A 22,927-nucleotide genomic window follows, 5' to 3' on the forward strand; every position below is an offset into this window, starting at 1 on the left:
GCCCGCCGCCAGACCCATTCGCACCATGACAGTCCCCTGAATATCTGCCGGCCGTACTGGCAGGCACGCCCCGGTGGTTCAAGGCCTTGCGCCCACCGCCACCGCCGCCATAGGCTTCGCCCGATGGAGCATGCCTGGACCGACGCACTGGCGCGCGCCCGGCGCCACTCCCCCTTCCTCGCCCGCGCGCTGGAGCGGCAGCCGGCCCTCGCCGCGTTGCTGGCAGAGGGGCGGGGCACGGAAGCACTGGCGCAGGCCAAGACGATTGTCGCACCCGATCTGGCCACCGAATTGCGGCGGCAGCGGCTGGCGCTCGCCACCGTGCTGGCGGTGGGCGACCTCGCCGGCGCATTTCCGCTGGCGCAAGTCATGGGCGAACTCAGCGCCTTTGCCGATCGCGCGCTGGACCGGGCAATCGCCCACGCCATCACCGCGCGCGTGCCGGACGCCGCGCCGGCGGGCTTCGTCGCGCTGGCGCTGGGCAAGCAGGGCGCGGGCGAGCTCAACTACTCGTCCGACATCGATCCCATCCTGCTGTACGATCCCGCCACCCTGCCCCGCCGTTCGCGGGACGAACCGGCGGAGGCGGCGCAGCGCTATGCCCGCGCCGTGACGGAGATGCTGGGGCGGCAGGATGCGGACGGCTACGTCTTTCGCGTCGACCTCCGCCTGCGGCCCGCCAGCGAGGTGAGCCCGCCCGCCATCTCCTTCGATGCGGCGCTGAGCCACTACGAAAGCAGCGCGGTGGCTTGGGAACGGGCCGCTTTCATCCGCGCGCGCGCGGCGGGCGGCGACATCCTGGCGGGGCAGCGTTTCCTGCAGGCGATCACCCCGTTCGTCTGGCGACGCAGCCTGGATTTCACCGCGGTCGAGGACATCCGCCGCCTGACCCGCCGCATCCGGGAGGCCTATGATGGCCCGCGGCAGCCTGGCCCCGGCTTCGACCTGAAGCGTGGGCGCGGCGGTATCCGGGAGATCGAGTTCTTCGCCCAGACGCATCAGCTGGTCCACGGGGGGCGGCGCCCGGCATTGCGCCTGCGCGGCACCCGCGCTGCGCTGGATGCGCTGGCGACGGAGGGGCTGATCGCCGCCGACACGGCGGACGCGCTCGGCACCGCTTATGACCGGCTGCGCACGGTCGAGCACCGGCTGCAGATGGTGGACGACCGGCAGACGCATAGCCTGCCGGGCACGGTGCCAGCGCTGGACAATGTGGCGCAACTGGACGGCCTGCCCGACGGAGCGGCGCTGGTGTCGGAGCTTGCGGAACTGACCCGGATTGTTGCCGGCCATTACGACTCCCTGTTGGGGGAGGATCGCGCCGCGCCGTCCGTGCCAGCGTTGGCACAGCACCACGCGGACCGGGTCGCAGGCTGGCGCGCCACCCTGCGCGCCTTGCGCGGGGTGGAAGCGCGCGCGGCGTTCGATGCGGTGCTGCCCTGGTTGCTGGACGCATTCGACAAGGCGCCCGATCCGCCGCAGGCGATGGCCCGGTGGGAACGGCTGCTGACGCGTCTCCCCTCCGCCGTGAACCTGTTCCGCCTGTTCGAGCAGCGCCCCGGCCTGCTGGACGAGGTGCTGCGCCTGTTGACGCTGTCGCGCCCGCTGGGCGATGCGTTGGCGTCGCGGCCGGCGCTGCTCGACCGGCTGATCGATCCATCCGCGCGCGACCTGCCCCCGTCCGTGCCGGCGCTGGCACAGCAAATGCGGCCCGCCGACACTGCCAGTGATCTGGAGGCGCGGCTTGACCGTATCCGGCAGGTAGTGGGGGAGGAACGCTTCGCCCTGGGCGCGCAGCTCGTCGCTGCGCGGCACGATGCGGTCGCCATCGCCGAAGGGCTGGGCCGCGTGGCGGAGGCGGCGCTGGGCTGCGCAGGCGAGGCAGCGATCGCCGCTTTCGAAGCGGCGCATGGCCGTGTGCCGGGCGGCAGGCTGGTGATCCTGGGATTGGGCCGGCTGGGCGGTGGGGCGCCGACACATGCCAGCGACCTCGACCTCGTCTACCTGTTCACCGGCGGCATCGGCGTGGAATCGGATGGGCTGCGCCCGCTCACCGCCTCGCTCTACTTCAACCGGCTGGCGCAGCGGGTTACTGCGGCGGTGAGCGTGCCGACCGCCGAAGGCGCGCTGTACGAGGTCGATACCCGCCTGCGGCCGCAGGGCGCGCAAGGACCGCTGGCGGTGAGCATGGACAGCTTCGCCCGCTACCAGCGGGAGGAGGCGTGGACGTGGGAGCACATGGCGCTGACCCGCGCCCGCGCGCTGTTCGGCACGGCGCAGGACCGGGCCGATGTTACCGCGCTGCTGGGCGAGGTCCTGCGCATGCCGCGCGACGCGGCCGACCTGCGGGCGCAGGTGCTGGCCATGCGGGCGGAGATGGCCGCGCACAAGCCGGCGACCGGGCCGCTGGATGTGAAGTTGCTGCGCGGTGGCCTCGTCGATCTGGAATTCGTCATCCACTTCCTGCAATTGCGCGGCGGCGTCGCGCTGCACCCGCAACTGGGCCTGGCGCTCGCGGACCTGATTGCACTGGGCCTGCTGCCAGCCGCACTTGCCGACCACCATGCCGTGCTGGCCCGGGTGCTGGTGGCGCAACGGCTGTTCGCGCCGGATGGCGGGGAACCGGCAGAGGTTGCCCGCCCTGCCCTCGCCGCCGCATGCGGCCTTGCCGATTACCCTGCCCTGCTGCAGGCGAGCGCACAGGCACGCGCAGCCGTGGCGCAGGCCTGGCACGATGTGCTGCAAGTGGATCTGGAGGTTTGAATGGCCGACATTGGTGACGCGATGCCCGACGTGGCACTGACCGGTGTAGACGGCGCCACGGTGCGCCCCGCCGATTTCGCCGGGCGCAAGGCGGTGCTGTTCTTCTATCCCAAGGATGACACGCCAGGCTGCACAACGGAAAGCCTCGACTTCTCCGCCCTGCTGCCGGACTTCGCCGCAGCGGGGATCGCGGTGCTGGGGATCAGCAAGGACCCGCCGGCGAAACATGCCAAGTTCACCGCCAAGCATGGCCTCACCGTCCCGCTCGCCTCCGACGCGGCGGAGAACGGCCTCAGCGATGCGATGGGCATCTGGGGAGAGAAGAGCATGTATGGCCGCACCTATATGGGTATGGAGCGGGCCACCTATCTGCTGGACGCCGACGGCCGCATCGCGCGAATCTGGCGCAAGGTGAAGGTGAAAGGCCACGCGGCGGAGGTGCTGGCGGCGGCACAGGCCCTATGAGCTTCCCGGCAGCATGACCTCCATTTCCGCCGGGATCGCCAGCGCCCTCACCAATGGAGAGCCGCGCGTCAAGGCGATGGAGGTTCGCGCACTGGTACGGGCGTGGCGCAAGGGTGCGCTGGATTGGACGTGGGAGACGCCGATGCCCGATCGGCCGGCGGTGCCTGCCGGCCTGCGCCTGCTGCCGCCTGCACAGATGCCGCCCCGCCGCAAAGCCGGGTCCGCCGCGACGCGCATCGCCCTGTGGCACTCGGTTGCGCATATCGAATACGTTGCCATCGACCTGGCGCTGGATGCCGCCGGCCGTTTCGGCGAAGCGCAGGGGCCCGAGTTTGTCGGCGACTTCCTGGCCGTCGCCACGGACGAGGCGATGCACTGGGCGCTGATCGCCCGCAAGCTCCACACCCTTGGCAGCCATTACGGCGCGCTGTCGGCGCATGACGGCCTGTGGCAAGCGGCGGAGGACACGAATGGCGACGTCGCCGCGCGGCTGGCTGTCGTACCGATGGTGCTGGAAGCGCGCGGGCTGGACGTGACGCCGGCCATGCGTGACCGAGTGCGGGCGAGCGGTGACGAAGGCGGCGCGCGCATCCTGCAGCGAATCCTTGACGATGAAGTCGGCCACGTCGCCGCCGGTGCCAAGCACCTCGATTCTGTCGCCCGGGCTCGCGGACAGACTTATGAAAACTACTGGAAAACCCTTGTTCAGCGGTACTTTCGCGGAAGGTTAAAGCCACCGTTCAACGACTCAGCGCGGCAAGCTGCCGGTCTGCCGCGCAGCATCTATCACGCCCTTGCGTGACGCGAGTTCCCCCGGTTACCCATCAAGCATCGAGACGGCGGGGGGTTCCGACCTTCTCTAAAACCAGAACAAGCCCGTAGCTGGCGCAATGTTGTTGCGCCGTAACGCAGCTCTTCCGTCCAGCGTGGCGGAGCAGAAGGACGGATCGCAAGACCCATGTTCAGCAAGCTCGCCATTGCCGCCGCCGGGATCGCCGCCATCCTGGCGTCGCCCACCATGGCCCAGGAAAGCACCGCCGCCGCCACCCAGCTGACCAGCGCGCAGATCACCGGCGTGATCGAGGCGCCGGCCGCCACCGGCACCGGCGATGCGGAGTTCAGCGAGCTGTTCGCCAGCTGGCAGCAATCGGGCGCCGTGCAAACCGCGGCCGCCAGTGGCCTCGCCATCGCGCCGACGCAGCGCGTATCTGTCCCGTCCCGCATGCCGCTGGATGCGATGCGGCTGAGCAGCAATTACGGCATGCGTTCCCACCCCGTGATCGGTGGCCGCCGGCAGCACAATGGCGTGGACCTTGCCGCGCCGACGGGCACCCCGGTCTATGCCCCGGCCGACGGGCTGGTCAGCCGCGCGGATGCATGGGGCTCCTACGGCAATTACATCGCGCTGGAACATGGCGGCGACCTGCAGACGCGCTTTGGCCATCTGTCCGGGTTCGCCGTGACCGCTGGGGAGCGGGTGACCAAGGGGCAGCTGATCGGCTATGTCGGCAGCACCGGCCGCTCCACCGGCCCGCACCTGCATTATGAAGTGCGTGTTGCGGGCGAGCCGGTCGATCCTCGACCCTACATGCTGGACAATGGTGCTGCGCACGAAAGCCCAACCGGTCGCATCGCTCTGTAAGCGACCTGCCACCAAATTTCCTGACCTGAAAGCAAGAAGGGCGCCCACGGGGCGCCCTTTCTCGTTCCGGAACAGGGTCCACGCTGCCCGTCATTGCGGGCGTTACACCCGCAATGACGAGGTGGTCGTGGTCAGCGCCCCAGTGCCGCCTTCAGCTCGTCCGCCAGGTCGGTCCGCTCCCACGGGAAGGCGTCACCTTCAGGCGTCCGGCCAAAATGGCCATAGGCTGCGGTCTGGCGATAGATCGGCTTGTTGAGCTGCAGCTTGGTGCGGATCGCGCGCGGGGTCAGGCCGCCCAGCGAACCAAGCGACTGGATCGCCTGTTCCAGCCCGGCATCGGTTACGCCGTCGGCGCAGGTGCCATGCGTATCGACATACAGCGACAGCGGCTGCGACACGCCGATCGCGTAGGCGATCTGGATCGTGCAACGCGTCGCCAGGCCCGCGGCAACCACGTTCTTTGCAAGATAGCGGGTGATGTAAGCGGCGGAGCGATCGACCTTGGTCGGGTCCTTGCCGCTGAACGCGCCACCGCCGTGGGGCGCGGCACCGCCATAGGTGTCGACGATGATCTTGCGCCCGGTCAGCCCGGCATCGCCGTCAGGTCCGCCGATCTCGAACGCGCCGGTTGGATTTATGTGGTATTGCGTGCTGTCCGACAGCAGCCCGGCAGGCAGGATGTCGGCGACGACACCCTTCACATAGGCCTTGAGCTCGGCCTCCTCGGCCCCGGTGTGGTACCCGCGGGCATGCTGGGTGGACACGACAATCGCCGGGCAGGCCACCGGCACGCCGTTCTCGAACCGCAGCGTCACCTGGCTCTTGGCGTCCGGTTCCAGGAACGGGGCGGCGCCGTTCTTGCGGTCGGCGGCCATGCGCTGCAGGATTTTGTGGCTGTAATCCAGCGTCGCGGGCATCAGGTCCGGCGTCTCGCTGCAGGCGTAGCCGAACATGATGCCCTGGTCGCCCGCGCCTTCATCCTTGTTGCCGCTGGCATCGACGCCCTGCGCGATTTCAGCCGACTGCCCATGCAGCCGGTTCTGGAAGGTGAACTTCTCCCAATGGAAACCGTCCTGCTCGTACCCGATGTCGCGCACGGTCTCGCGCACGGTACGCTCGATCTCTTCCAGCGCGCCCGGCGCCCATTCGCCGTTCTCGTACACGCCCTTGCAGCGGATTTCGCCCGCCAGTCCGACGAACTGTGTCGTGGTCATCGTCTCGCAGGCGATCCGCGCCTCCGGATCCTTGGACAGAAACAGGTCGACAATGGCATCTGAAATCTGGTCCGCGACCTTGTCCGGATGACCTTCGGACACGCTTTCGGACGTGAACAGGTAGTTCTGACGCATGATTGACTTTCGTTCACTCGCAACAAGGGCGTCGGTCTAGGGGCGGCTCCGACGCATGGCAACCAGCGAGCCCCCAAGAAAAAGCACGGCCCACGCAAAGCCGATCATGTTGCCGAGCCGGCCGAACAATGTCGCCGGCAGAGCGGCGGGAATGGCGGTGTCGATGCGGCCCGCGACGCCGGTGGCGAGGTGCTCGCGCACGATGCCCCGCGCGTCGATCACGGCACTGATGCCGGTGGTGGTGGCGCGCAGAACCGGCAGCCCTTCCTCGATCGCCCGCATGCGTGCCTGTGCCAAGTGTTGCGGCGGACCGAAGGCGCCGAACCAGCCATCGTTTGACGGGTTGAAGATGAAGTCGGGTCGGTCACGCCGATCGGCGACCTCGCCCGAGAACACGATCTCGTAACAGATCTGTATTCCGGCGCGGCCATGCTGTCCCAGCGCCAGGGTGCGCGGGCCGGGGCCGGGCAGGAAGTCGATCGCGCCCGGCACCAGGCGGCTCAGGCCGATCGGCTCCAGGACCTCGCGCATGGGCAGGTACTCGCCGTAAGGCACCAGATGCGCCTTGGCATACCCGCCCCGGATCGTGCCGCCGGCATCGAGTGCGGTGACCGAGTTGTAAGCGCCGACGGCGCGGCCCCGCGCGATCTCCAGGTCGACCGCGCCGGTCAGCAGGAGGGAGCCGGGCCCGATCAGCCGGCCGATGCGGCGACGCGCAAAATCCGGACTGCCGAGTGCCGTGGTCGCGTTGTAGAACCGCTGCGGATAGCCGGGGCGCAGGTAATCGGCGAGGCCGCTTTCGGGCCACAGTACCAGCCGCGTCGAACCGGGCCGCGACGGGCGCGAGAGGCTGGCGAGCTGGAGGTAGTTTGCTTCAAAGAACTGCGGTTCGGCCAACCGCTCCTGCGGCAGGTTGGGCTGCACCAGCGTGACCGGCACCGTGCCGTCAGGACCCGTTCTGCCCGGCGCCAGCATGGCCGCGATCACGCCAGCCGCCAGCGCACATGCCGGCAACCAGCGTCGCCGCAGTGCCAAGCCGGTGGTCAGCGCCGCCAGCAGCACGGCCAGCCCGCTCAGCGCATAGGTGCCCATCCACGGCGAAAACACGGCGAGGCCCGGCCGGTCCCATCCACCCAGCACTGCCATGGCGAACGGGTTCCAGGCATAGCCGGTGAACACGCTGGCGCGCAGCAGCTCCGCCACGGTCCAGCAGCCGGCGAACGCCAGCGCGAAGGCGAAGGGGCGGCCGCGCCCGACCAGCGCGCGTGCGCCCAGCGTGGCGATGGCAGGATAGACGGCCAGATAGATGGCCAGCAGCGGCACCGCCGCCCAGCCCAGAACCGCAGGCATCTCCGCCTGATGGGTGAAGGCGGTGGCGATCCAGTTGTTGCTGAAGGTGAAATGCGCCCAGCCGAATAGCCAGCCAAGCCACGCCGCCCGGCCCACGGTTTCGCTGCGCGCGGCAAGAGCGGCGAACAGGCCCATCGCGACCAGCGCGATGGGCCAGTAATGCAAGGGTTCGAACCCGATGGCCGCGCCGACGCCCAGCGCCAGCGCGGCAAAACTACCGGCCCGGCCGGTGAAGCGGTCGGTCGCGTTACGCACGGGCTGTCAGGTCCGCCTTGGGAGTCAGCCTCAGCCGACGGCTTCGAGCGGCTCGCCAGTGCCGTCCTCACCGCCATTGCCTTCGGTAGCGGCAGCGCGGCGGCGCGGACGAGCCGGCGCCTTGCGCGCGCGGGGTGCGGGGGCCGGGTCGACCTCGCCCTCGGCACCGTCCGCATCGGCATCGGTGCGCGGGATGGACGGCGGCAGGATCATGGCGTTGAGGCCAGTTTCCGCTTCGGGCTCCGCCGGCTGAGCGGCGGCGCGTGGCGGACGACCGCGACCACGGCCGCGCCCTTCCGCGGCAGGCGCCTCTCCAGCCTCGGCCGTGCGGCTACGGCGACCGCGACGGCCTGCGTCGCGGGTGAAGGGGTTCTCGTCGGCGGCGACGTCGATCTCGTCACCTTCCACGCCGCGCTGTTCCATGATGGTGGCGGCAGGCGCCTCGACCTCGGCCGGCTCGGCCTCGCGCCGGGAGCGATCCTGCCCATTGTCACGCGGCTGATCGCGGTTCTGGTCGCGCCCGCGGGTCTGGTAGCGGGGGGCGGCGTCGAACTCGTCCTCCTCTTCCTCGTACTCGTCGAAGGACTGGCCTCGGTCGCTCTGCTGGCGGCCGCGCACCTCGTCCTTCTGCTGGCGAGAATCGGCCAGAACGCGGAAATAATGATCGGCGAACTGCAGGTAATATTCGGTCTGCACCCGGTCATCGTTCAGCGAGGCGTCGTGCGCCAGCTTGCGATACTTCTCCAGCAGCTGCGGCGCATTGCCGCGCGCCCGGCTGTCGATCCGGTTGCCGCCGCCATTGCCCCCGTTCGGCCCACGATTGTTGTTGCGGCCGCGACGGCGATTGTTGTTGCGATTGGTGTTCAAGGGAATTCGCTTCCTCACTGGGGACCGGTCGCGCCGGTCGCATCGCCCCCGTTCACGCCGGAGCCCCGCCATGCGGGCGCCTACCGGCGCGATCCGCACTTGCAACCTTCGCCCGGCGAACGCCGCCGGACCTTCATGGCAAATGCTGGATGTGGTGCCTGTGTGCCGGAAACCGTTTCCGCACCCCAAGGCCTACATTCATTCAGGTAATTACTCGTCACCCCTTTGCCAAGCGTTAATTGCGCCGCAGCACCAGAGCGCGGGGGCGGCCGGCAAGGTCGCGGTGGAGCGTGGTGGCCATGCCCGCCCTCGCCGCCAGCGCAGTGACGGCGGCGGCTTGCGTCCAGCCGATCTCCAGTACCGCGACACCGCCCGCCGTGAGCAGGCCCGGCAATTGCGGCACGATCACGCGGTAATCGTCCAACCCGTCATCGCCCGCGAACAGCGCCCCGGCAGGTTCCCACAGGCGCACGTCCGGCGACAGGTCGGCCGCAGCCTCCACGTATGGGGGATTGGCGAGAACGAGGTCGAACCGGCCCAGCGTGTCAGCCCAGCCGAACCGGTGCCAGTCACCGCCGATAATCCGCGCCTTCGGGGCGATGGCGGCGGCGTTGGCGGCGGCGATCGCCCGCGCCTCTGCCGAACGCTCCAGCCCGACACCCTCCGCTGCCCCGCTCTCTGCCAGTACCGTCAACAGCAGCGCGCCTGATCCGGTGCCGAGATCCAGCACCCGTTGTGGCGTCGGGCAGGCGGCAAGCGCGGCCTCCACGATGGTCTCGCTGTCGGGGCGGGGGATCAGGACGCCGGGACCGACGCGGAAGGGACGGCCGTAGAAGTCCTGCACGCCGGTGATGTAGGCGACCGGCTCATGCCCCGCCCGGCGCCGCACCAGCGCGGCGAAGGCAGACGGCGACGGGTCGGCCATGTGCCGCAGCAACACGGCGGAGCGCGTGGTGCCGAGCGCGTGGGCCATCAGCAGTTCCGCATCCAGCCGCGCGGTGTCGCTGGTGGCGGCGAGGTTTGCGGCGGCGTCGCGGATCGCGGCGGCCACCGTCACCTCAGCCATCCAGCGCGGCCAGCCGCTTCGCCTGGTCCTCCGCCGTCAGAGCATCGACCAGTTCACGCAGGCCCGGCCCTTCCAGCACCTCCGCCAGCTTGTGCAGGGTCAGGCCGATGCGATGATCGGTGACGCGGCCTTGCGGGAAATTGTAGGTGCGGATCCGTTCGGAGCGGTCGCCGCTGCCGACCATCGCCCGCCGCGCCTCCGCCTCCTGCCCTTGCGCCTCGTCGCGGGTCTTCTCGTACAGGCGGGCGCGCAGCACCTGCATCGCCTTGGCCCGGTTCTTGTGCTGGCTACGTTCGTCCTGCTGCGTCACCACGATGCCGCTGGGCAGGTGGGTGATGCGGACCGCCGAATCGGTGGTGTTGACGTGCTGCCCCCCTGCGCCGCTGGCGCGGTAGATGTCGATCTTGAGATCCTTGTCCTCGATCTGCACGTCCACCTCGGTCGGTTCGGGCAGAACGGCGACGGTGGCGGCGCTGGTGTGGATGCGGCCGCCGCTTTCCGTCACGGGCACGCGCTGCACGCGGTGGACGCCGCTTTCGTACTTGAGCCGGGCGAAGACGCCGGTGCCGGTGACGTTGGCGACGATCTCCTTGAAGCCGCCCACTTCGGCGGCGTTCATGCTGACCGGTTCCACCCGCCAGCCCTGTTCGGCGGCGAAGCGTTCGTACATGCGGTAGAGGTCGCCGGCGAACAGGGCCGCCTCGTCCCCGCCCGTGCCGGCGCGGATCTCGAGCATGGCGGGCCGCTCGTCGGCGCTGTCACGGGGCAGCAGGGCGATGGCGAGGCGATGCTCCGCCTCCGGCAGGCGCTGGCGCAGTTCGCCCAGCTCCTCCCCGGCGAGCGCGGCCATTTCGGGGTCCTGCGTCAGCGCGGCGAGTTCGGCGATCTCCGCCCGCATCGCCCGCACTTCGGTCACGGTGCGGGCGACCGGTTCCAGCTCCGCATAGTCGCGGCTGGCGGCGACGAACGCCTCCCCCTCCAGCTGGCCGGAGGCGAGGCGCGCCTCCAGCTCCGCGAAGCGGTTGGCGATCTGGGCCAGGCGGTCCTCTGGAATGGTCATGCCGGCTGGAAGTTTACACTAAGTTGACACCTGAACACGGTGCCTGCCGGGTCTACCTTGCGGCTAAACTTGCGCGACTTTACAACCATATAGGTTAGTTCCAGACGCCTGTCAATTGCGGTCACGCTGTACCCCCGATCGCCTGCCCGACCTGGGCCAGCAGGTCGGCATCGCCCTTCGTCCGCACGCCTTCGCCGGACAGGGCGAACAGGGTCAGCGCGCCGCCCTTCACCGCCTTGTCGAACCGCTTGCGGGGGGAGCCGCTGGCGACGAGTTCGGCGGAGAAGCCGGCGCGGCGGATGGCTGCAACCATTGCGGTGCCCTGCGCCAGCAGTGCGTCATCCTCGACCACGACGGCGGCCTGCGCGGGTGCTTCGGCCGGCGTGCCGACCAGCATCGCCAGCCGCTCGATCCCGGCGGCCCAGCCCACGGCCGGCGTCTGCGGCCCGCCCAAGCTTTCCATCAGCCCGTCATAGCGGCCACCGCCCAGCACGGTGCCCTGAGCGCCGAGCCGGTCGGTCACGAATTCGAACGCGGTGTGGCGGTAATAGTCGAGGCCGCGCACCAGCGCCGCATTGCGCGTCCACGCCACGCCCGCCGCGTCCAGCCCGCCGGTAACGGCGGCGAAGAAGTCCTGCGCCTCCGCGGAGAGGAACTGGTCGATCTGGGGCGCGTCGGCCACGAAACGGCGGTCGCGTTCGTCCTTGCTGTCGAGGATGCGCAGCGGGTTCTTCTCCAGCCGCTCCTGCGAATCCTCGCTGAGGTCGGCCCGCACACCCCGGAAGTGCTCCACCAGCGCGGCGCGCCAGGCATCGCGGCTGGCGCCGTCGCCCAGCGTATTGAGGTTGAGCGTCACGCCGCCCGCGATGCCCAGTTCCTTCAGCAACTGATCCGCCATGGCGAGCAGTTCCACGTCCGCCTGGGGCTCGGCCGCGCCGATCACCTCGGCATCGATCTGGTGGAACTGGCGATAGCGGCCCTTCTGCGGGCGTTCGTAACGGAACAGTGGGCCGTGGGTGGCGACCTTCAGCGGGACGTACTGCTTCCACCCGTCGGTGAGATAGGCGCGGCCGATGCCGGCGGTGAATTCCGGCCGCAGGGTCAGCGATTCGTCGCCGCGGTCGTTGAAGGAATACATCTCCTTCGAAACGACATCGGTGGTTTCGCCCAGCGAGCGGCTGAACACCTCCGTCCGTTCGAACACCGGCATCTCGATCCGGCGGAAGCGGTACAGGCGGCGCACCCGTTCGAACGTCCCGACCACATGGGCGAAGGCTTCCGCCTCGGCGCCGAAGATGTCCTGCGTGCCGCGCACGGCCTGGGGTGTCTTGATGCTCATGATGGGCGCGCGCTTAGACGGTCACAGCTGTTGCGAAAAGAGCGGCATTGGCGTGGCCGCAAGGGACTGGCGCCGCCGGGCCGATCGGGATTACAGCCTGTCCATGAACGCCCTGTCTCGCCTGCGCGAATTCCTCGCCGAGGAGCGGTGGGAGTTCGCCCCGCACGAGCGGCCGATGATGCCCGGATCGCCCGGGTCACCCGATCACCCCAACCGGCGCCGGGTGTTGTACGGGCTGGTGGCGGTGCTGGTGGGGCTGACGGGGGGCCTGGGCAACGGGCTGATAAGCGCGAACACGACCATCCTGGGCGGGGCATTGGGCTTGGACCCGGTGGAAGTCGCCTGGCTGCCGACGATCTACGTGGCGACCAATGTTTCCATCAACCTGCTGCTGATCAAGTTCCGCCAGCAATTCGGCCTGCGCCCGTTCGCCGTGGTGTTCCTGGCGCTGTACCTGCTGCTGACCGTCGCCCACCTGTTCGTGCAGGATTTCGCCAGCGCGCTGCTGGTGCGCGCGGCGAGCGGCATGGCGGCGGCGCCGCTGACCACCTTCGCCCTGTACTACATGATGCAGGCGTTCCCTGCCAAATGGCGGCTGCGGGCCGTGGTGCTGGGCATCGGCCTGCCGCAATGCGCGACGCCGCTAGCGCGGCTGTTCTCCCCCGAACTGCTCGCCATGGACCAGTGGCGCGCGCTGTACCTGTTCGAATGCGGGCTCGCCGCACTCAGCCTGGCGGCGGTGCTGCTGGTGCGGCTGCCGCCGACGGAGCGGATCAAGGCGTTCGAGCCGCTGGACTTCGTCACCTTCGTGCTGTTCGGCAGCGCGGCGGCGCTTACCGCCTCCGTGCTGGGGCTCGGCCGGATCGTATGGTGGACCAACGCGCCATGGATCGCCTGGGCGCTGATCGGCGCCATTGTGCTGTTCGCCGCGGCCGTCCTGATCGAGCATCATCGAACCAACCCGCTGCTCAACACCCGCTGGCTGGCGAGCGCCGACATCATGCGTTTCGCCATCGTGACCATGATGGCGCGCATCGTGCTGTCGGAACAGAACGTCGGCGTGGTCGGCCTGCTAAACACGCTGGGCCTCAACAATGACGAGCTGGGACCGTTCTTCCTGGTGCTCCTCCTCGCCAGCGTCGCCGGCGTGGTGCTGAGCGCGGCGACGCTGGACCTTGCCCGCCTCAGCCACCCGGTGGTGCTGGCGATCGGGCTGGTGGCGGTGGCTGCCTTCATCGATTCGCATTCGACTAGCCAGACCCGCCCGCAACAGCTGTACCTGACGCAGGCGACCATCGCCTTCGCCGGCACCTTCTTCCTGGGCCCGGCGCTGATCTTCGGCATGTTCCGCGCGCTGAAGGAAGGGACCGGACACATCATCAGCTTCATCGCGCTGTTCGGCATCGTCAATTCGCTGGGCGGGCTTGCCGGGTCGGCGCTGCTGGGCACGTATCAGGTCGCGCGCGAGCAGGAGAACAGCGCCGCTCTGGTGGAGACGGTCGTGCCGAGCGATCCGCTGGTGCAGCAGCGCCTGCGCGCCGGGGCGGCGGGACTGGCGCCGGTGATCGGCGACCCCACATTGCGCGGTGCGGCCAGCGGGGCGCAGCTGAGCGGGGCCGTGCGGCGGGAAGCCAACGTATTGGCCTATAATGACGTGTTCCGGCTGATCTCCGTCCTGGCTGGCCTCACATTCTTCTACATGCTGTTCCTGCTGCTGCGGCGGCACTGGCGTGAACGGCGCGACAAGGCGGCTGCCCTATGAGCTCCACCCCCGTATCCCCGACCCCAATGACAGAGGCAAAGGCCGCAGCCACCGATGGCCCGGTCACGGCCGCGGCCACGGAGCCAGCCACGCCGCCGGCCGGTTCGGGCTGGCGCCCGCCGCGCCTGCAATGGCGCACCGTCGCCGTGATCGCGGCGCTGGCCCTGCTCGGCATCTGCCTGGTGCTGGCCGCCTGGCGCATCTGGCCGTTCGCCAGCGCGGCGGAGCAGACCGACAACGCCTATGTCCGGGGCCGGGTGACAGTGATTGCGCCGCAGGTGCCCGGCTATGTCACCAAGGTGCTGGTGCGCGATTTCCAGGACGTGACCGCCGGGCAGTTGCTGGCGGTAATCGATCAGCGGATCTACCGGCAGCGGGTGGAGCAGGCGCAGGCGAACCTGGATGCGGCGGAGGCGGAGCTGGCGAACAATCGTCAGTCGCTGGCCGGGCGTACCGCAGGGCTCGCCAGCCAGGACGCGGCGCTCGCCAATGCCCGCGCGCAATTGCAGCGCGCGCAGGCGGACATGGCACGGGTCAACGACCTCGTCACCGATGGCTCCGTCTCCCTGCGCGAACGGGACCAGACGCTGGCCGCGCTGCGCCAAGCGGAGGCGGCGGTGCGGGCGGCACAGGCGCAGCGTGAGATCGCCCGGCAGGAGATCAGGGCGGTGGAGGTCGGCCGCGGCGGGCAGGCGGCGAGTGTGGCCGGGGCGGAGGCGGCGCTGAACCTGGCGCGCATCGACCTCGCCAATACGGAGATCCGCGCGGCGGAGAATGGCCGCCTGTCGGAAGTGGACGTGCGGGTCGGGCAATATGTCACCGCCGGCAGCCAGCTGATGTTCCTGGTGCCGCCCGAGGTCTGGGTGATCGCCAATTACAAGGAAGGGCAGACCGCCCGCATCGCGGTGGGCCAGCGCGCCAGCTTCACGGTGGACGGCCTCGCCAATGCCCGCTTCACCGGGCGGGTGGAGCGGATCAGCCCCGCCGCGGGCAGCGAGTTCGCGGTGCTGGCGGCGGACAATGCCACCGGCAACTTCACCAAGGTGCCGCAGCGTATCCCCATCCGCATCCGCATCGATCCTGGCCAGCGTGGCGCCGACCGCCTGCGGCCGGGCATGTCGGTGGAGGCGCGGATCGATACGGCGGGCGCGCCATGATCCGCCCCGCCCCCCTGCTGGCTGCGCTTCTGCTGGCGGGCTGCACCCTGCCCGGCCCGCGCGCGGCGCTGCCGCCGCAAGCCGCCTTCGTGCCGCCGCCCGGCTGGCGCGCGGCGATCGGCCCCGATGCGGGCGGCGCTCGCCCGATCGAGGCGCAATGGTGGCGCGCCTTCGGCGATGCCGAGCTCGATGCGCTGGTGGCGCGGGCGCTGGCCAACAACACCGACATCGCCTTGGCGGCGGAGCGGGTGGAGGAAGCGCGCGCGGCAGAGGCGCTCGGCCGCGCGCAATCGCTGCCGCAGGTGAACGGGCAGGTCGCGGGCACCGGCGGGCAGACGCTGGGCCCGCTTGGCAGCCCGAGCGATGCGGTATCGGCGCAACCAGCCCTCGTGGCCAGCTTCGATACCGACCTGTTCGGGCGCCTGCGGCTCGCCTCCCGCGCCGCGCGCGCGCAATTGCTGGCGAGCGAGGCCGCCGCCGATACGGTGCGGCTGGCGGTCGCGGCGCAGACCGCCAGCGGTTACATCACCCTGCGCGCGCTGGACCAGCGGCTCGCCATTGCCCGCGACACGCTGGCCGCGCGGGCGGAGGCGCTAAGGATCGCGCGCCGCCGGTACGAGACCGGCTATTCCGCGCGGCTGGAGCTGCGCCAGGCGGAGGCGGAATACGCCGCCACGCAGCAGCTGGTCCCGGCGGCGGAGCTGGCGATCACCCGGCAGGAGAATGCGCTGGCGCGCCTCACCGGCGATGCACCGCGCGCGATCGGGCGCGGGCAGGCGATCGACAGGCTGGCGGAGCCGGCGATCCCCGACGGGCTGCCGGCTGACCTGCTGCGCCGCCGCCCGGACCTGTTCCAGGCAGAACAGGCGCTGGTTGCGGCGGACCTGACGCTGGACAGCCAGCGCGCGGCCATGCTGCCCAACCTGACGCTGACCGGCACCGCGGGCGTGGCGCTGTCCACCGCGCTGGCCGATCCGGTCGGCCTGCTGAATGCCGGCGGCAGCATCCTGGCCCCGCTGTTCGACGGTGGCCGGCTGCGCGCGCAGGAACAGGTGGCGACCGCACGGCGAGACCAGGCGGCGATCGCCTATCGCGGGGTCGCGCTGACGGCCTTCCGCGAGGTGGAGGATGCGCTGGCGGGGGTCGCCCGATCGCAGGAGCAGGCCCGCGACTTCGCCGCGCAGGCGGAGGCGGCATCGGGGGCGCTGGAGAATGCCTCCGCCCGGTACCGCGCCGGCTATTCCGCCTATATCGAGCAGCTGGACGCGCAGCGAAACCTGCTGACGGCGCAATTGTCACTGGTGCAGGCCTTCGCGGACGAGCTGACCAGCTATGTCGCGCTGTATCAGGCGATGGGCGGCGGCTGGTCGGCGGCAGAGATCGAGGCGGTGAACCGCCCCTGAGCGGCGGCGAACCTTGTACGCGGCGAAACATCGTTGCATGACAAGGTCATGATCCACAAGCTCCCGCGCACGTCGCTCATCGCCGCCCTGCTCCTCGCCACCATCAGCCAGCCGGCCCTTGCGCAAGGGGTCGCCCGGTCCGCCCCCGTGGCCGCGCCGCTGCCTGCTCCGGTGCCCGATGCGCAGGATGTCGCCTATCCCGGCACGATCACGCTGGACATCGATGCGAGCGATATCGTGCGCAACCTGTACCGGGTGACGCAGACCTTCCCGGTGCAGCGCGGCACGCAGGAGTTGATCCTGCAGCTGCCCGAATGGCTGCCCGGCAATCATGGCCCCAAGGGGCCGCTGAACCAGATCGCGCAGATCAGCTTCACCGTCGATGGCCAGCCGGTCAACTGGGCACGCGATCCGGTGGAGGTCTACGCCTTCCGCATCCCGCTGCCCGCCAATGCGCGGGAGGTGACAGCCCGCTTCATCCATACCAGCCCGATCGACGGGCAGGGCCGCATCAGCATGACGCCGGAAATGCTGAACCTGCAGTGGGAGAAGATGAGCCTGTATCCCGCCGGCCACTACGTGCGCCAGATCACCATGAAGCCGACCGTGACCTTCCCCGAAGGCTGGACGGTCTACACCGCGCTGGACGGCCAGTCCGCCGCGGGCGGGCGCGGCAACCGGGTGACCTGGTCGCCGACCGATTACGAGGTGCTGGTGGATTCGCCGGTGTTCGCCGGCAAGCATGCCGAAAGCTGGCAGATCGGCCGCGCCATGGAGATGAACGTGATCGCGGACGAGGCGCGGCTGCTGGCGATCAAGCCCGAGAACATGCAGACCTACAACCGCCTGATGGACGAGGCCGTCACCCTGTTCGGGTCGCGCCCGTTCGACCATTACGAGTTCCTGCTGGGCCTGACGGACCGGCTGGGCGGCATCGGGCTGGAACACCACCGGTCGAGCGAGAACACCTACGAGCCGACGACTTTCATCGACTGGGACACGATGGGGTGGGACCGCAACGTGATCGCGCACGAGCTGGTGCATAGCTGGAACGGCAAGTACCGCCGTCCCGCCGGCCTGTGGACGCCCGATTACCGGGAACCGATGCGCGACAACCTGCTGTGGATGTATGAAGGGCAGACGCAGTTCTGGGGCCTGGTGCTGGCCGCGCGTTCGGGCATCCAGCCCAAGGACGTCGTGCTGGGCGCGATGGCGACCAGCGCCGGCTATTACGCCCGCCAGCCGGGCCGGGCCTGGCGGTCGGTGGAGGACACCACCTTCGACCCCATCATCAACAGCCGCCGCGCACGCCCCTTCACCTCGATTCACCGGGACGAGGATTACTACAACGAAGGGGCGCTGATGTGGCTGGAGGCGGATCAGATCATCCGCAACGGTACGAACGGCGCCAAGGGCCTTGATGATTTCGCCAAGATCTTCTTCGCCGCCACCGAAGGCGATTATGGCCAGCGGACCTACGATTTCGACGAGATCGCCGACACGCTGAACCAGGTCTACCCGCATGACTGGCGCACCTTCCTGACGCTGAACATGCGCACCGCCGGCCTGCCCGCTCCCGTGGAAGGGATCGAGGCCGCCGGTTACCGGCTGGTGTGGAAGGAGGAGCCGAACCCCGCGCGCGCCGGGCAGATGGCTTCCACCGGCTTCCTCGACCTCATGTATTCGCTGGGCGTGAACCTCTCCTCCTCCGGCCAGGTCACCGCGACCTTGTGGGACGGGCCGGCCTTCAAGGCGGGGCTGGTCGACGGCATGACGATCGTGTCCGCGGACGGGCAGGAATATAGCGGCGACGCCATCAAGGCGGCGATCACCAATGCGAAGACGTCCGACCAGCCGATCCGCCTGATCGTGAAGCGTGGGGAAGCGATCACCCCGCTGGAGATCGCCTATGACGGCGGGCTGCAATATCCCTGGCTGGAGCCAGCGGGCGAAGGCGAGCAGCCGTTGGACCGCCTGCTAACCGCCCGCGCGACGGAAGGTGCCGCCACCCGGTAGGAAGCATTTTAATGGGGGCGTCGCACTTTGATGCAGTGCAGCAGATGCCCCCTCGTCAAGCGATACCGCCCGCGTTAATTGAAGATCAACTGAGGCAATGACGCAGCCGACCGGCTGGTCAGGGAGATACTATGCGCATCGAACATATTCCCACCGGGGACAATCCGCCCGAGAACCTGAACGTCGTCATCGAAGTGCCCGTCGGCGGGGAGCCGGTTAAGTACGAGTTCGACAAGAAGTCCGGTGCGCTGTTCGTGGACCGCATCCTGCACACGCCGATGCGCTACCCCACCAATTACGGCTTCGTGCCCCACACGCTGTCGCCCGATGGCGATCCGCTCGACGCGCTGGTCGTCGCCCGGTCGCCCTTCGTGCCCGGCTGCGTCGTGCGCGCCCGGCCGATCGCGGTGCTGAACCTGGAAGACGAGCACGGCGGCGACGAGAAGCTGGTCTGCGTGCCGATCGATTCGACCTTCCCCTATTACAGCGACGTGCACGAGAAGGACGACCTGCCGGAGATCCTGTTCGCGCAGATCGAGCACTTCTTCACCCACTACAAGGACCTTGAGAAGGAGAAGTGGGTGCGCGTCGGCACCTGGGGTACCGCCGCCGAGGCGCGCCAGATCGTGCTGGAGGCGATCGAGCGGGCCGCCGAAGCGGGCAAGGACGCGCCTGCCGGTGACGGCACGACCACGCCCAGCGCCTGACCTGAGAGGGGGCGGCGCGGCCTGGCCCGGCCGCCCCCATCGGATACGACCATGCACGTATCCTGCCAGCCGGGTCTTCACTCGGACCGCGGCCATGCTAGATAGGCGCGGCGATGGCTGACCAATTGATCGATACGGACGCGCTGGCCCACAGCATGGCGGAAGCACCCGCCAATGCCGCGCCGCCCATTCCGCAGGGCGGGCTGGAGGTGATCTCCATCGCCAAGAGCTACGACAAGCGGCCGGTCCTGACCGACATTTCCCTGTCCGTCGGCAAGGGGGAGGTGCTGGGCCTGCTCGGCCCCAATGGCGCCGGCAAGACCACCTGCTTCTATTCCATCATGGGCCTGGTACGGCCGGATTCGGGCCGTATCCTGATGGACGGCGTCGATGTGACGCGCCTGCCGATGTACCGCCGCGCGATCCTGGGCCTGGGTTATCTGCCGCAGGAGACCAGCATCTTCCGCGGCATGACGGTGGAACAGAACATCGCGGCCGTGCTGGAACTGGTGGAGCCGAACAAGGCGACCCGCTTGTCTGAGCTGGAGCGGCTGCTGGACGAGTTCGGCCTCACGCGCCTCCGCTCCAGTCCCGCTATGGCGCTGTCGGGCGGCGAGCGGCGCCGGTGCGAGATCGCCCGCGCGCTGGCCGCCAAGCCTTCCATCATGCTGCTGGACGAACCGTTTGCCGGCATTGATCCGCTGTCGATCAGCGATATCCGCATGCTGGTGAAGGACCTGGCGCAGCGCGGCATCGGCGTGCTGATCACCGACCACAATGTACGCGAGACGCTCGACATCGTGGATCGCGCCTGCATCATCTATGGCGGGCAGGTGCTGTTCGCCGGTTCTCCCGAAGCGCTGGTGGCGGACGAGAATGTCCGCCGGCTGTACCTGGGCGAGGACTTCACGCTGTGACCCGCTTCCGCAGGTAGCTTGGCGATGGCGCTCTCCCCGCGGCTCGACCTGCGGCAGTCGCAATCGCTGGTAATGACGCCGCAGCTGCAGCAGGCGATCAAGCTGCTGGCGCTGTCCAACCTGGAGATCGAGACCTTCGTCGCCGACGCGCTGGACAGCAACCCGCTGCTGGAAGCGGGCGAGCTGCGGATGAAGGAAGCCACGCCTGCGCCGGCCGGCCCCGAACCCGATGGCCCGCCCGATCCGCCCACCGCGGACGAGCTGATCGGGCGCGGCGCGGGGGAGGCGGACGCGCCGCTCGACATCGACCCGACGGCGCTGGACCGTGACCGCGACACCGGCGACTGGGCGGCGGGCGGCGGCAGCGGCCCGCTGGGCGACGAGCTGCCCGCCGATTTTGGCGAGCGCGATGCCGGTGCGCCGACCCTGGTACAGCATCTGGAAGAGCAGATCGGCGCGGCGGCTGGCGATCCGCAGACGCTGTTCGTCGCGCGCCACATCATCGGCCTGCTGGATGATGCGGGCTACCTCGGCACCCCGCTGGAGGAGATCGCCGGCGACCTCGGCATCGATCGCCGGTGTGCGGAGCGGGCGCTGGCGGCGGTGCAGTCGCTCGACCCCACAGGCGTCGGCGCGCGCAGCCTGGCCGAATGCCTGGCGCTGCAGGCGAAGGAGGCGGACCGCCATGATCCGTGCATGGCGGCATTGCTTAACAATCTCGACCTCGTCGCGCGCGGCGCTTTCCCGCAATTGATGCGGTTGTGCCGGGTGGACGAGGAGGATTTCGCCGACATGCTGCGCGAACTGCGCCGGTACGACCCCAAGCCCGGCCTGCGTTTCGCCGGCGCGGAGCCGGTGGCGGTGGTGCCCGACATCCTGATCGCGCCGCTGCCACCCGGTTGGGACATCCGCCTCAATCCCGCCAGCCTGCCCCGGCTGGTGGTCAACCGTCCCTATGCATTGCAGCTGAAATCCTGCGCCGATGCCAAGGTGCGCGCCTGGCTGGGGGAGAAGCTGGCCGACGCCAACTGGCTGATCAAGGCGCTGGACCAGCGGCAGAAGACTATCCTGAAGGTCGTGGCGGAGATCGTGACCCAGCAGGAAGGCTTCTTCCGCCATGGCGTGTCGCAGCTGCGCCCGCTGACGCTGCGCCAGGTGGCCGATGCAATCGGGATGCATGAATCGACCGTGAGCCGCGTCACCAGCGCCAAGTACCTGCAGTGCCATCGCGGCCTGTTCGAACTGAAGTACTTCTTCACCAGCGGCGTCGCCACCGCCGATGGCGAGGGCGCCGCCAGCGCGGCGGCGGTGAAGGCCGCGATCCGCGCGCTGTGCGATGCCGAAGCGCCCGATGCGATCCTGTCCGACGACACGCTGGTCGACCTGCTGAAGGCCAAGGGCTTCGACCTCGCCCGCCGGACCGTCGCCAAGTACCGGGAGGCGATCGGCATCGGCTCCTCCGTCCAGCGGCGGCGGCAGAAGAAGATCGCCCGCGTGGCGTGACCGTATTGTGCCCGCCTGAACGCTACGCACGATTACGGATGATTTACCTTTTTCATTGAGAATCGGGTTGGTTAACGCGCAACTGGCCGTGCACCACAGATACCACAGGGGTATGCAAAGGGGGGCTGTTCAATGCGCGTGCTGCTGATCGAGGACGAGCCGACGACCGCCAAGGCGATCGAGCTGATGCTGACCACCGAAAGCTTCAACGTCTATGCCACGGACCTGGGCGAGGAAGGCCTCGATCTGGGCAAGCTGTATGATTACGACATCATCCTGCTGGACCTGAACCTGCCCGACATGCACGGATACGACGTGCTGAAGAAGCTACGCGTCGCCAAGGTGCAGACCCCCGTGCTGATCCTGTCGGGCATCGCGGAACTGGACAGCAAGGTCCGCTCGTTCGGCTTCGGCGCGGACGATTACGTGACCAAGCCGTTCCACCGGGACGAGCTGATCGCTCGCATCCACGCGGTCGTGCGCCGGTCCAAGGGGCACAGCCAGTCGATCATCCGCACCGGCAAACTGGCGGTGAACCTCGATGCCAAGACCGTGGAGGTCGATGGCGCCCGCGTCCACCTGACGGGCAAGGAATACGCGATGCTGGAGCTGCTGTCCCTGCGCAAGGGGACGACGCTGACCAAGGAGATGTTCCTGAACCACCTGTATGGCGGCATCGACGAGCCGGAGCTGAAGATCATCGACGTGTTCATCTGCAAGCTGCGCAAGAAGCTGTCCGCCGCCTGCGCGGGCGAGAACTACATCGAGACCGTATGGGGCCGCGGCTACGTGCTGCGCGACCTGCAGGACAGCGCGCTAGCCGCGTAGGGTGTGCTATTTGATCCCGGCCACTTGCAGGCAGGCCGGCATCATGCGCACCAGCTGACCTTCTGCCGCCAGTTCCTGCCCGGCATTCATCACCAGCGCGGCGATCTGTTCGCGCGAGAGCCCCGCCTCCGCCATCAGCCGGGCGGAGGATTGGACAAAGAATTCCCGCCCCTGCACCGCCAGGGGTGGCCAGGCGGCAGCCTCCGGATCGTTCGTCCGCTGCATATGCTCGCCCAAGGCGAAAGCGGTGGCGCAGCGCAACACCGTGGTCTGTTCCAGTGTCAGTGCCGGCAAGTCGGCCGGTGCAGCCGGCGGGGCCTGATCCTGCGCGTGGGCCGGCAGGACCAGCAGGGTGGCGGCGAGCAGGGCGAGAGGGCGACGGATCATGCCGCCAGCCCTACCCCGCTGAATCTGAACCGCAAGCATCCGCTGGCAAGGCGCCGGTCGCTGGCGTAACCGCGGCCACGTCCTGTCAGGA

The 22,927-nt window shown here is 69.1% G+C and carries 19 protein-coding genes; 12 read left to right on the forward strand and 7 right to left on the reverse strand.

Translation table 11 applies throughout. The features are described 5' to 3' along the window. The first annotated feature begins 123 nt into the window (after positions 1 to 123). The 4 genes from V5740_RS09740 to V5740_RS09755 all read left to right on the forward strand — a co-directional run bounded on the left by V5740_RS09740 (position 124) and on the right by V5740_RS09755 (position 4,870). Positions 124 to 2,763 carry a glutamine-synthetase adenylyltransferase gene (locus tag V5740_RS09740; protein WP_347302284.1) on the forward strand — a complete coding sequence of 880 codons (2,640 nt, stop codon included), beginning with the start codon at positions 124 to 126 and terminating at the stop codon, positions 2,761 to 2,763. After that, a complete protein-coding gene (locus tag V5740_RS09745) occupies positions 2,764 to 3,228 on the forward strand; it encodes a peroxiredoxin (protein WP_347302285.1) in 465 nt (154 codons plus the stop codon). It abuts the gene before it with no gap. Positions 3,229 to 3,241: 13 nt separating this feature from the next. After that, complete coding sequence (locus V5740_RS09750; protein WP_347302286.1) at positions 3,242 to 4,030, forward strand: ferritin-like domain-containing protein; 789 nt, start codon at positions 3,242 to 3,244, stop codon at positions 4,028 to 4,030. A 156-nt stretch (positions 4,031 to 4,186) separates the two neighbouring features. Continuing rightward, on the forward strand, positions 4,187 to 4,870 hold the full coding sequence (locus V5740_RS09755) for a M23 family metallopeptidase (RefSeq protein WP_347302287.1): 684 nt from the start codon (positions 4,187 to 4,189) through the stop codon (positions 4,868 to 4,870). Positions 4,871 to 5,001: 131 nt separating this feature from the next. On the opposite strand, the gene metK is transcribed toward V5740_RS09755, so the two are convergent. From metK to hisS, 6 genes are all read right to left on the reverse strand, one after another. Beyond that, positions 5,002 to 6,219, reverse strand: a complete 1,218-nt coding sequence (gene metK / locus V5740_RS09760) for a methionine adenosyltransferase (RefSeq protein ID WP_347302288.1) — start codon at positions 6,217 to 6,219, stop codon at positions 5,002 to 5,004. A 36-nt stretch (positions 6,220 to 6,255) separates the two neighbouring features. After that, positions 6,256 to 7,824 carry an apolipoprotein N-acyltransferase gene (gene lnt, locus V5740_RS09765; RefSeq protein WP_347302289.1) on the reverse strand — a complete coding sequence of 523 codons (1,569 nt, stop codon included), beginning with the start codon at positions 7,822 to 7,824 and terminating at the stop codon, positions 6,256 to 6,258. Positions 7,825 to 7,854: 30 nt separating this feature from the next. Next, complete coding sequence (locus tag V5740_RS09770) at positions 7,855 to 8,691, reverse strand: DUF4167 domain-containing protein (RefSeq protein WP_347302290.1); 837 nt, start codon at positions 8,689 to 8,691, stop codon at positions 7,855 to 7,857. Positions 8,692 to 8,926: 235 nt separating this feature from the next. Further along, complete coding sequence (gene prmC / locus V5740_RS09775) at positions 8,927 to 9,757, reverse strand: peptide chain release factor N(5)-glutamine methyltransferase (protein ID WP_347302291.1); 831 nt, start codon at positions 9,755 to 9,757, stop codon at positions 8,927 to 8,929. Continuing rightward, positions 9,750 to 10,817, reverse strand: coding sequence for a peptide chain release factor 1 (prfA, locus tag V5740_RS09780; protein WP_347302292.1), 1,068 nt, complete (start codon positions 10,815 to 10,817; stop codon positions 9,750 to 9,752). Before prfA ends, prmC begins: the two co-directional genes overlap by 8 nt. Before the next feature lie 121 nt (positions 10,818 to 10,938). Continuing rightward, a complete protein-coding gene (gene hisS / locus V5740_RS09785; RefSeq protein WP_347302293.1) occupies positions 10,939 to 12,156 on the reverse strand; it encodes a histidine--tRNA ligase in 1,218 nt (405 codons plus the stop codon). A gap of 52 nt (positions 12,157 to 12,208) precedes the next feature. On the opposite strand from hisS, the gene V5740_RS09790 reads away from it, so the two are divergent. From V5740_RS09790 to V5740_RS09825, 8 genes are all read left to right on the forward strand, one after another. Continuing rightward, on the forward strand, positions 12,209 to 13,918 hold the full coding sequence (locus tag V5740_RS09790) for an MFS transporter (RefSeq protein ID WP_347302294.1): 1,710 nt from the start codon (positions 12,209 to 12,211) through the stop codon (positions 13,916 to 13,918). 26 nt (positions 13,919 to 13,944) lie between these two features. Then, a complete protein-coding gene (locus V5740_RS09795; RefSeq protein WP_347302295.1) occupies positions 13,945 to 15,075 on the forward strand; it encodes an HlyD family secretion protein in 1,131 nt (376 codons plus the stop codon). Further along, entirely contained in the window at positions 15,072 to 16,478 is a 1,407-nt protein-coding gene (locus tag V5740_RS09800) for an efflux transporter outer membrane subunit (protein WP_347302296.1), read from the forward strand. Before V5740_RS09795 ends, V5740_RS09800 begins: the two co-directional genes overlap by 4 nt. Before the next feature lie 48 nt (positions 16,479 to 16,526). After that, a complete protein-coding gene (locus V5740_RS09805) occupies positions 16,527 to 18,494 on the forward strand; it encodes a peptidase M61 (protein ID WP_347302297.1) in 1,968 nt (655 codons plus the stop codon). Between the two features lie 131 nt (positions 18,495 to 18,625). Further along, positions 18,626 to 19,201: an inorganic diphosphatase gene (ppa, locus tag V5740_RS09810; protein WP_347302298.1), complete on the forward strand. Its 576-nt coding sequence runs from the start codon at positions 18,626 to 18,628 to the stop codon at positions 19,199 to 19,201. 155 nt (positions 19,202 to 19,356) lie between these two features. Next, complete coding sequence (gene lptB, locus V5740_RS09815; RefSeq protein WP_347304498.1) at positions 19,357 to 20,118, forward strand: LPS export ABC transporter ATP-binding protein; 762 nt, start codon at positions 19,357 to 19,359, stop codon at positions 20,116 to 20,118. A 24-nt stretch (positions 20,119 to 20,142) separates the two neighbouring features. Further along, positions 20,143 to 21,621: an RNA polymerase factor sigma-54 gene (gene rpoN, locus V5740_RS09820; RefSeq protein ID WP_347302299.1), complete on the forward strand. Its 1,479-nt coding sequence runs from the start codon at positions 20,143 to 20,145 to the stop codon at positions 21,619 to 21,621. Positions 21,622 to 21,753: 132 nt separating this feature from the next. After that, a complete protein-coding gene (locus tag V5740_RS09825; protein WP_347302300.1) occupies positions 21,754 to 22,449 on the forward strand; it encodes a response regulator transcription factor in 696 nt (231 codons plus the stop codon). A gap of 6 nt (positions 22,450 to 22,455) precedes the next feature. Here the strand turns inward: V5740_RS09825 and V5740_RS09830 are convergent, their stop codons facing one another. Further along, the gene (locus V5740_RS09830) at positions 22,456 to 22,836 is read right to left on the reverse strand and encodes a hypothetical protein (RefSeq protein ID WP_347302301.1); all 381 of its coding nucleotides are present in this window, start codon (positions 22,834 to 22,836) and stop codon (positions 22,456 to 22,458) included. Positions 22,837 to 22,927: the final 91 nt, after the last annotated feature.

This window comes from Croceibacterium sp. TMG7-5b_MA50, from assembly GCF_039830145.1.
Taxonomy (GTDB): domain Bacteria; phylum Pseudomonadota; class Alphaproteobacteria; order Sphingomonadales; family Sphingomonadaceae; genus Croceibacterium.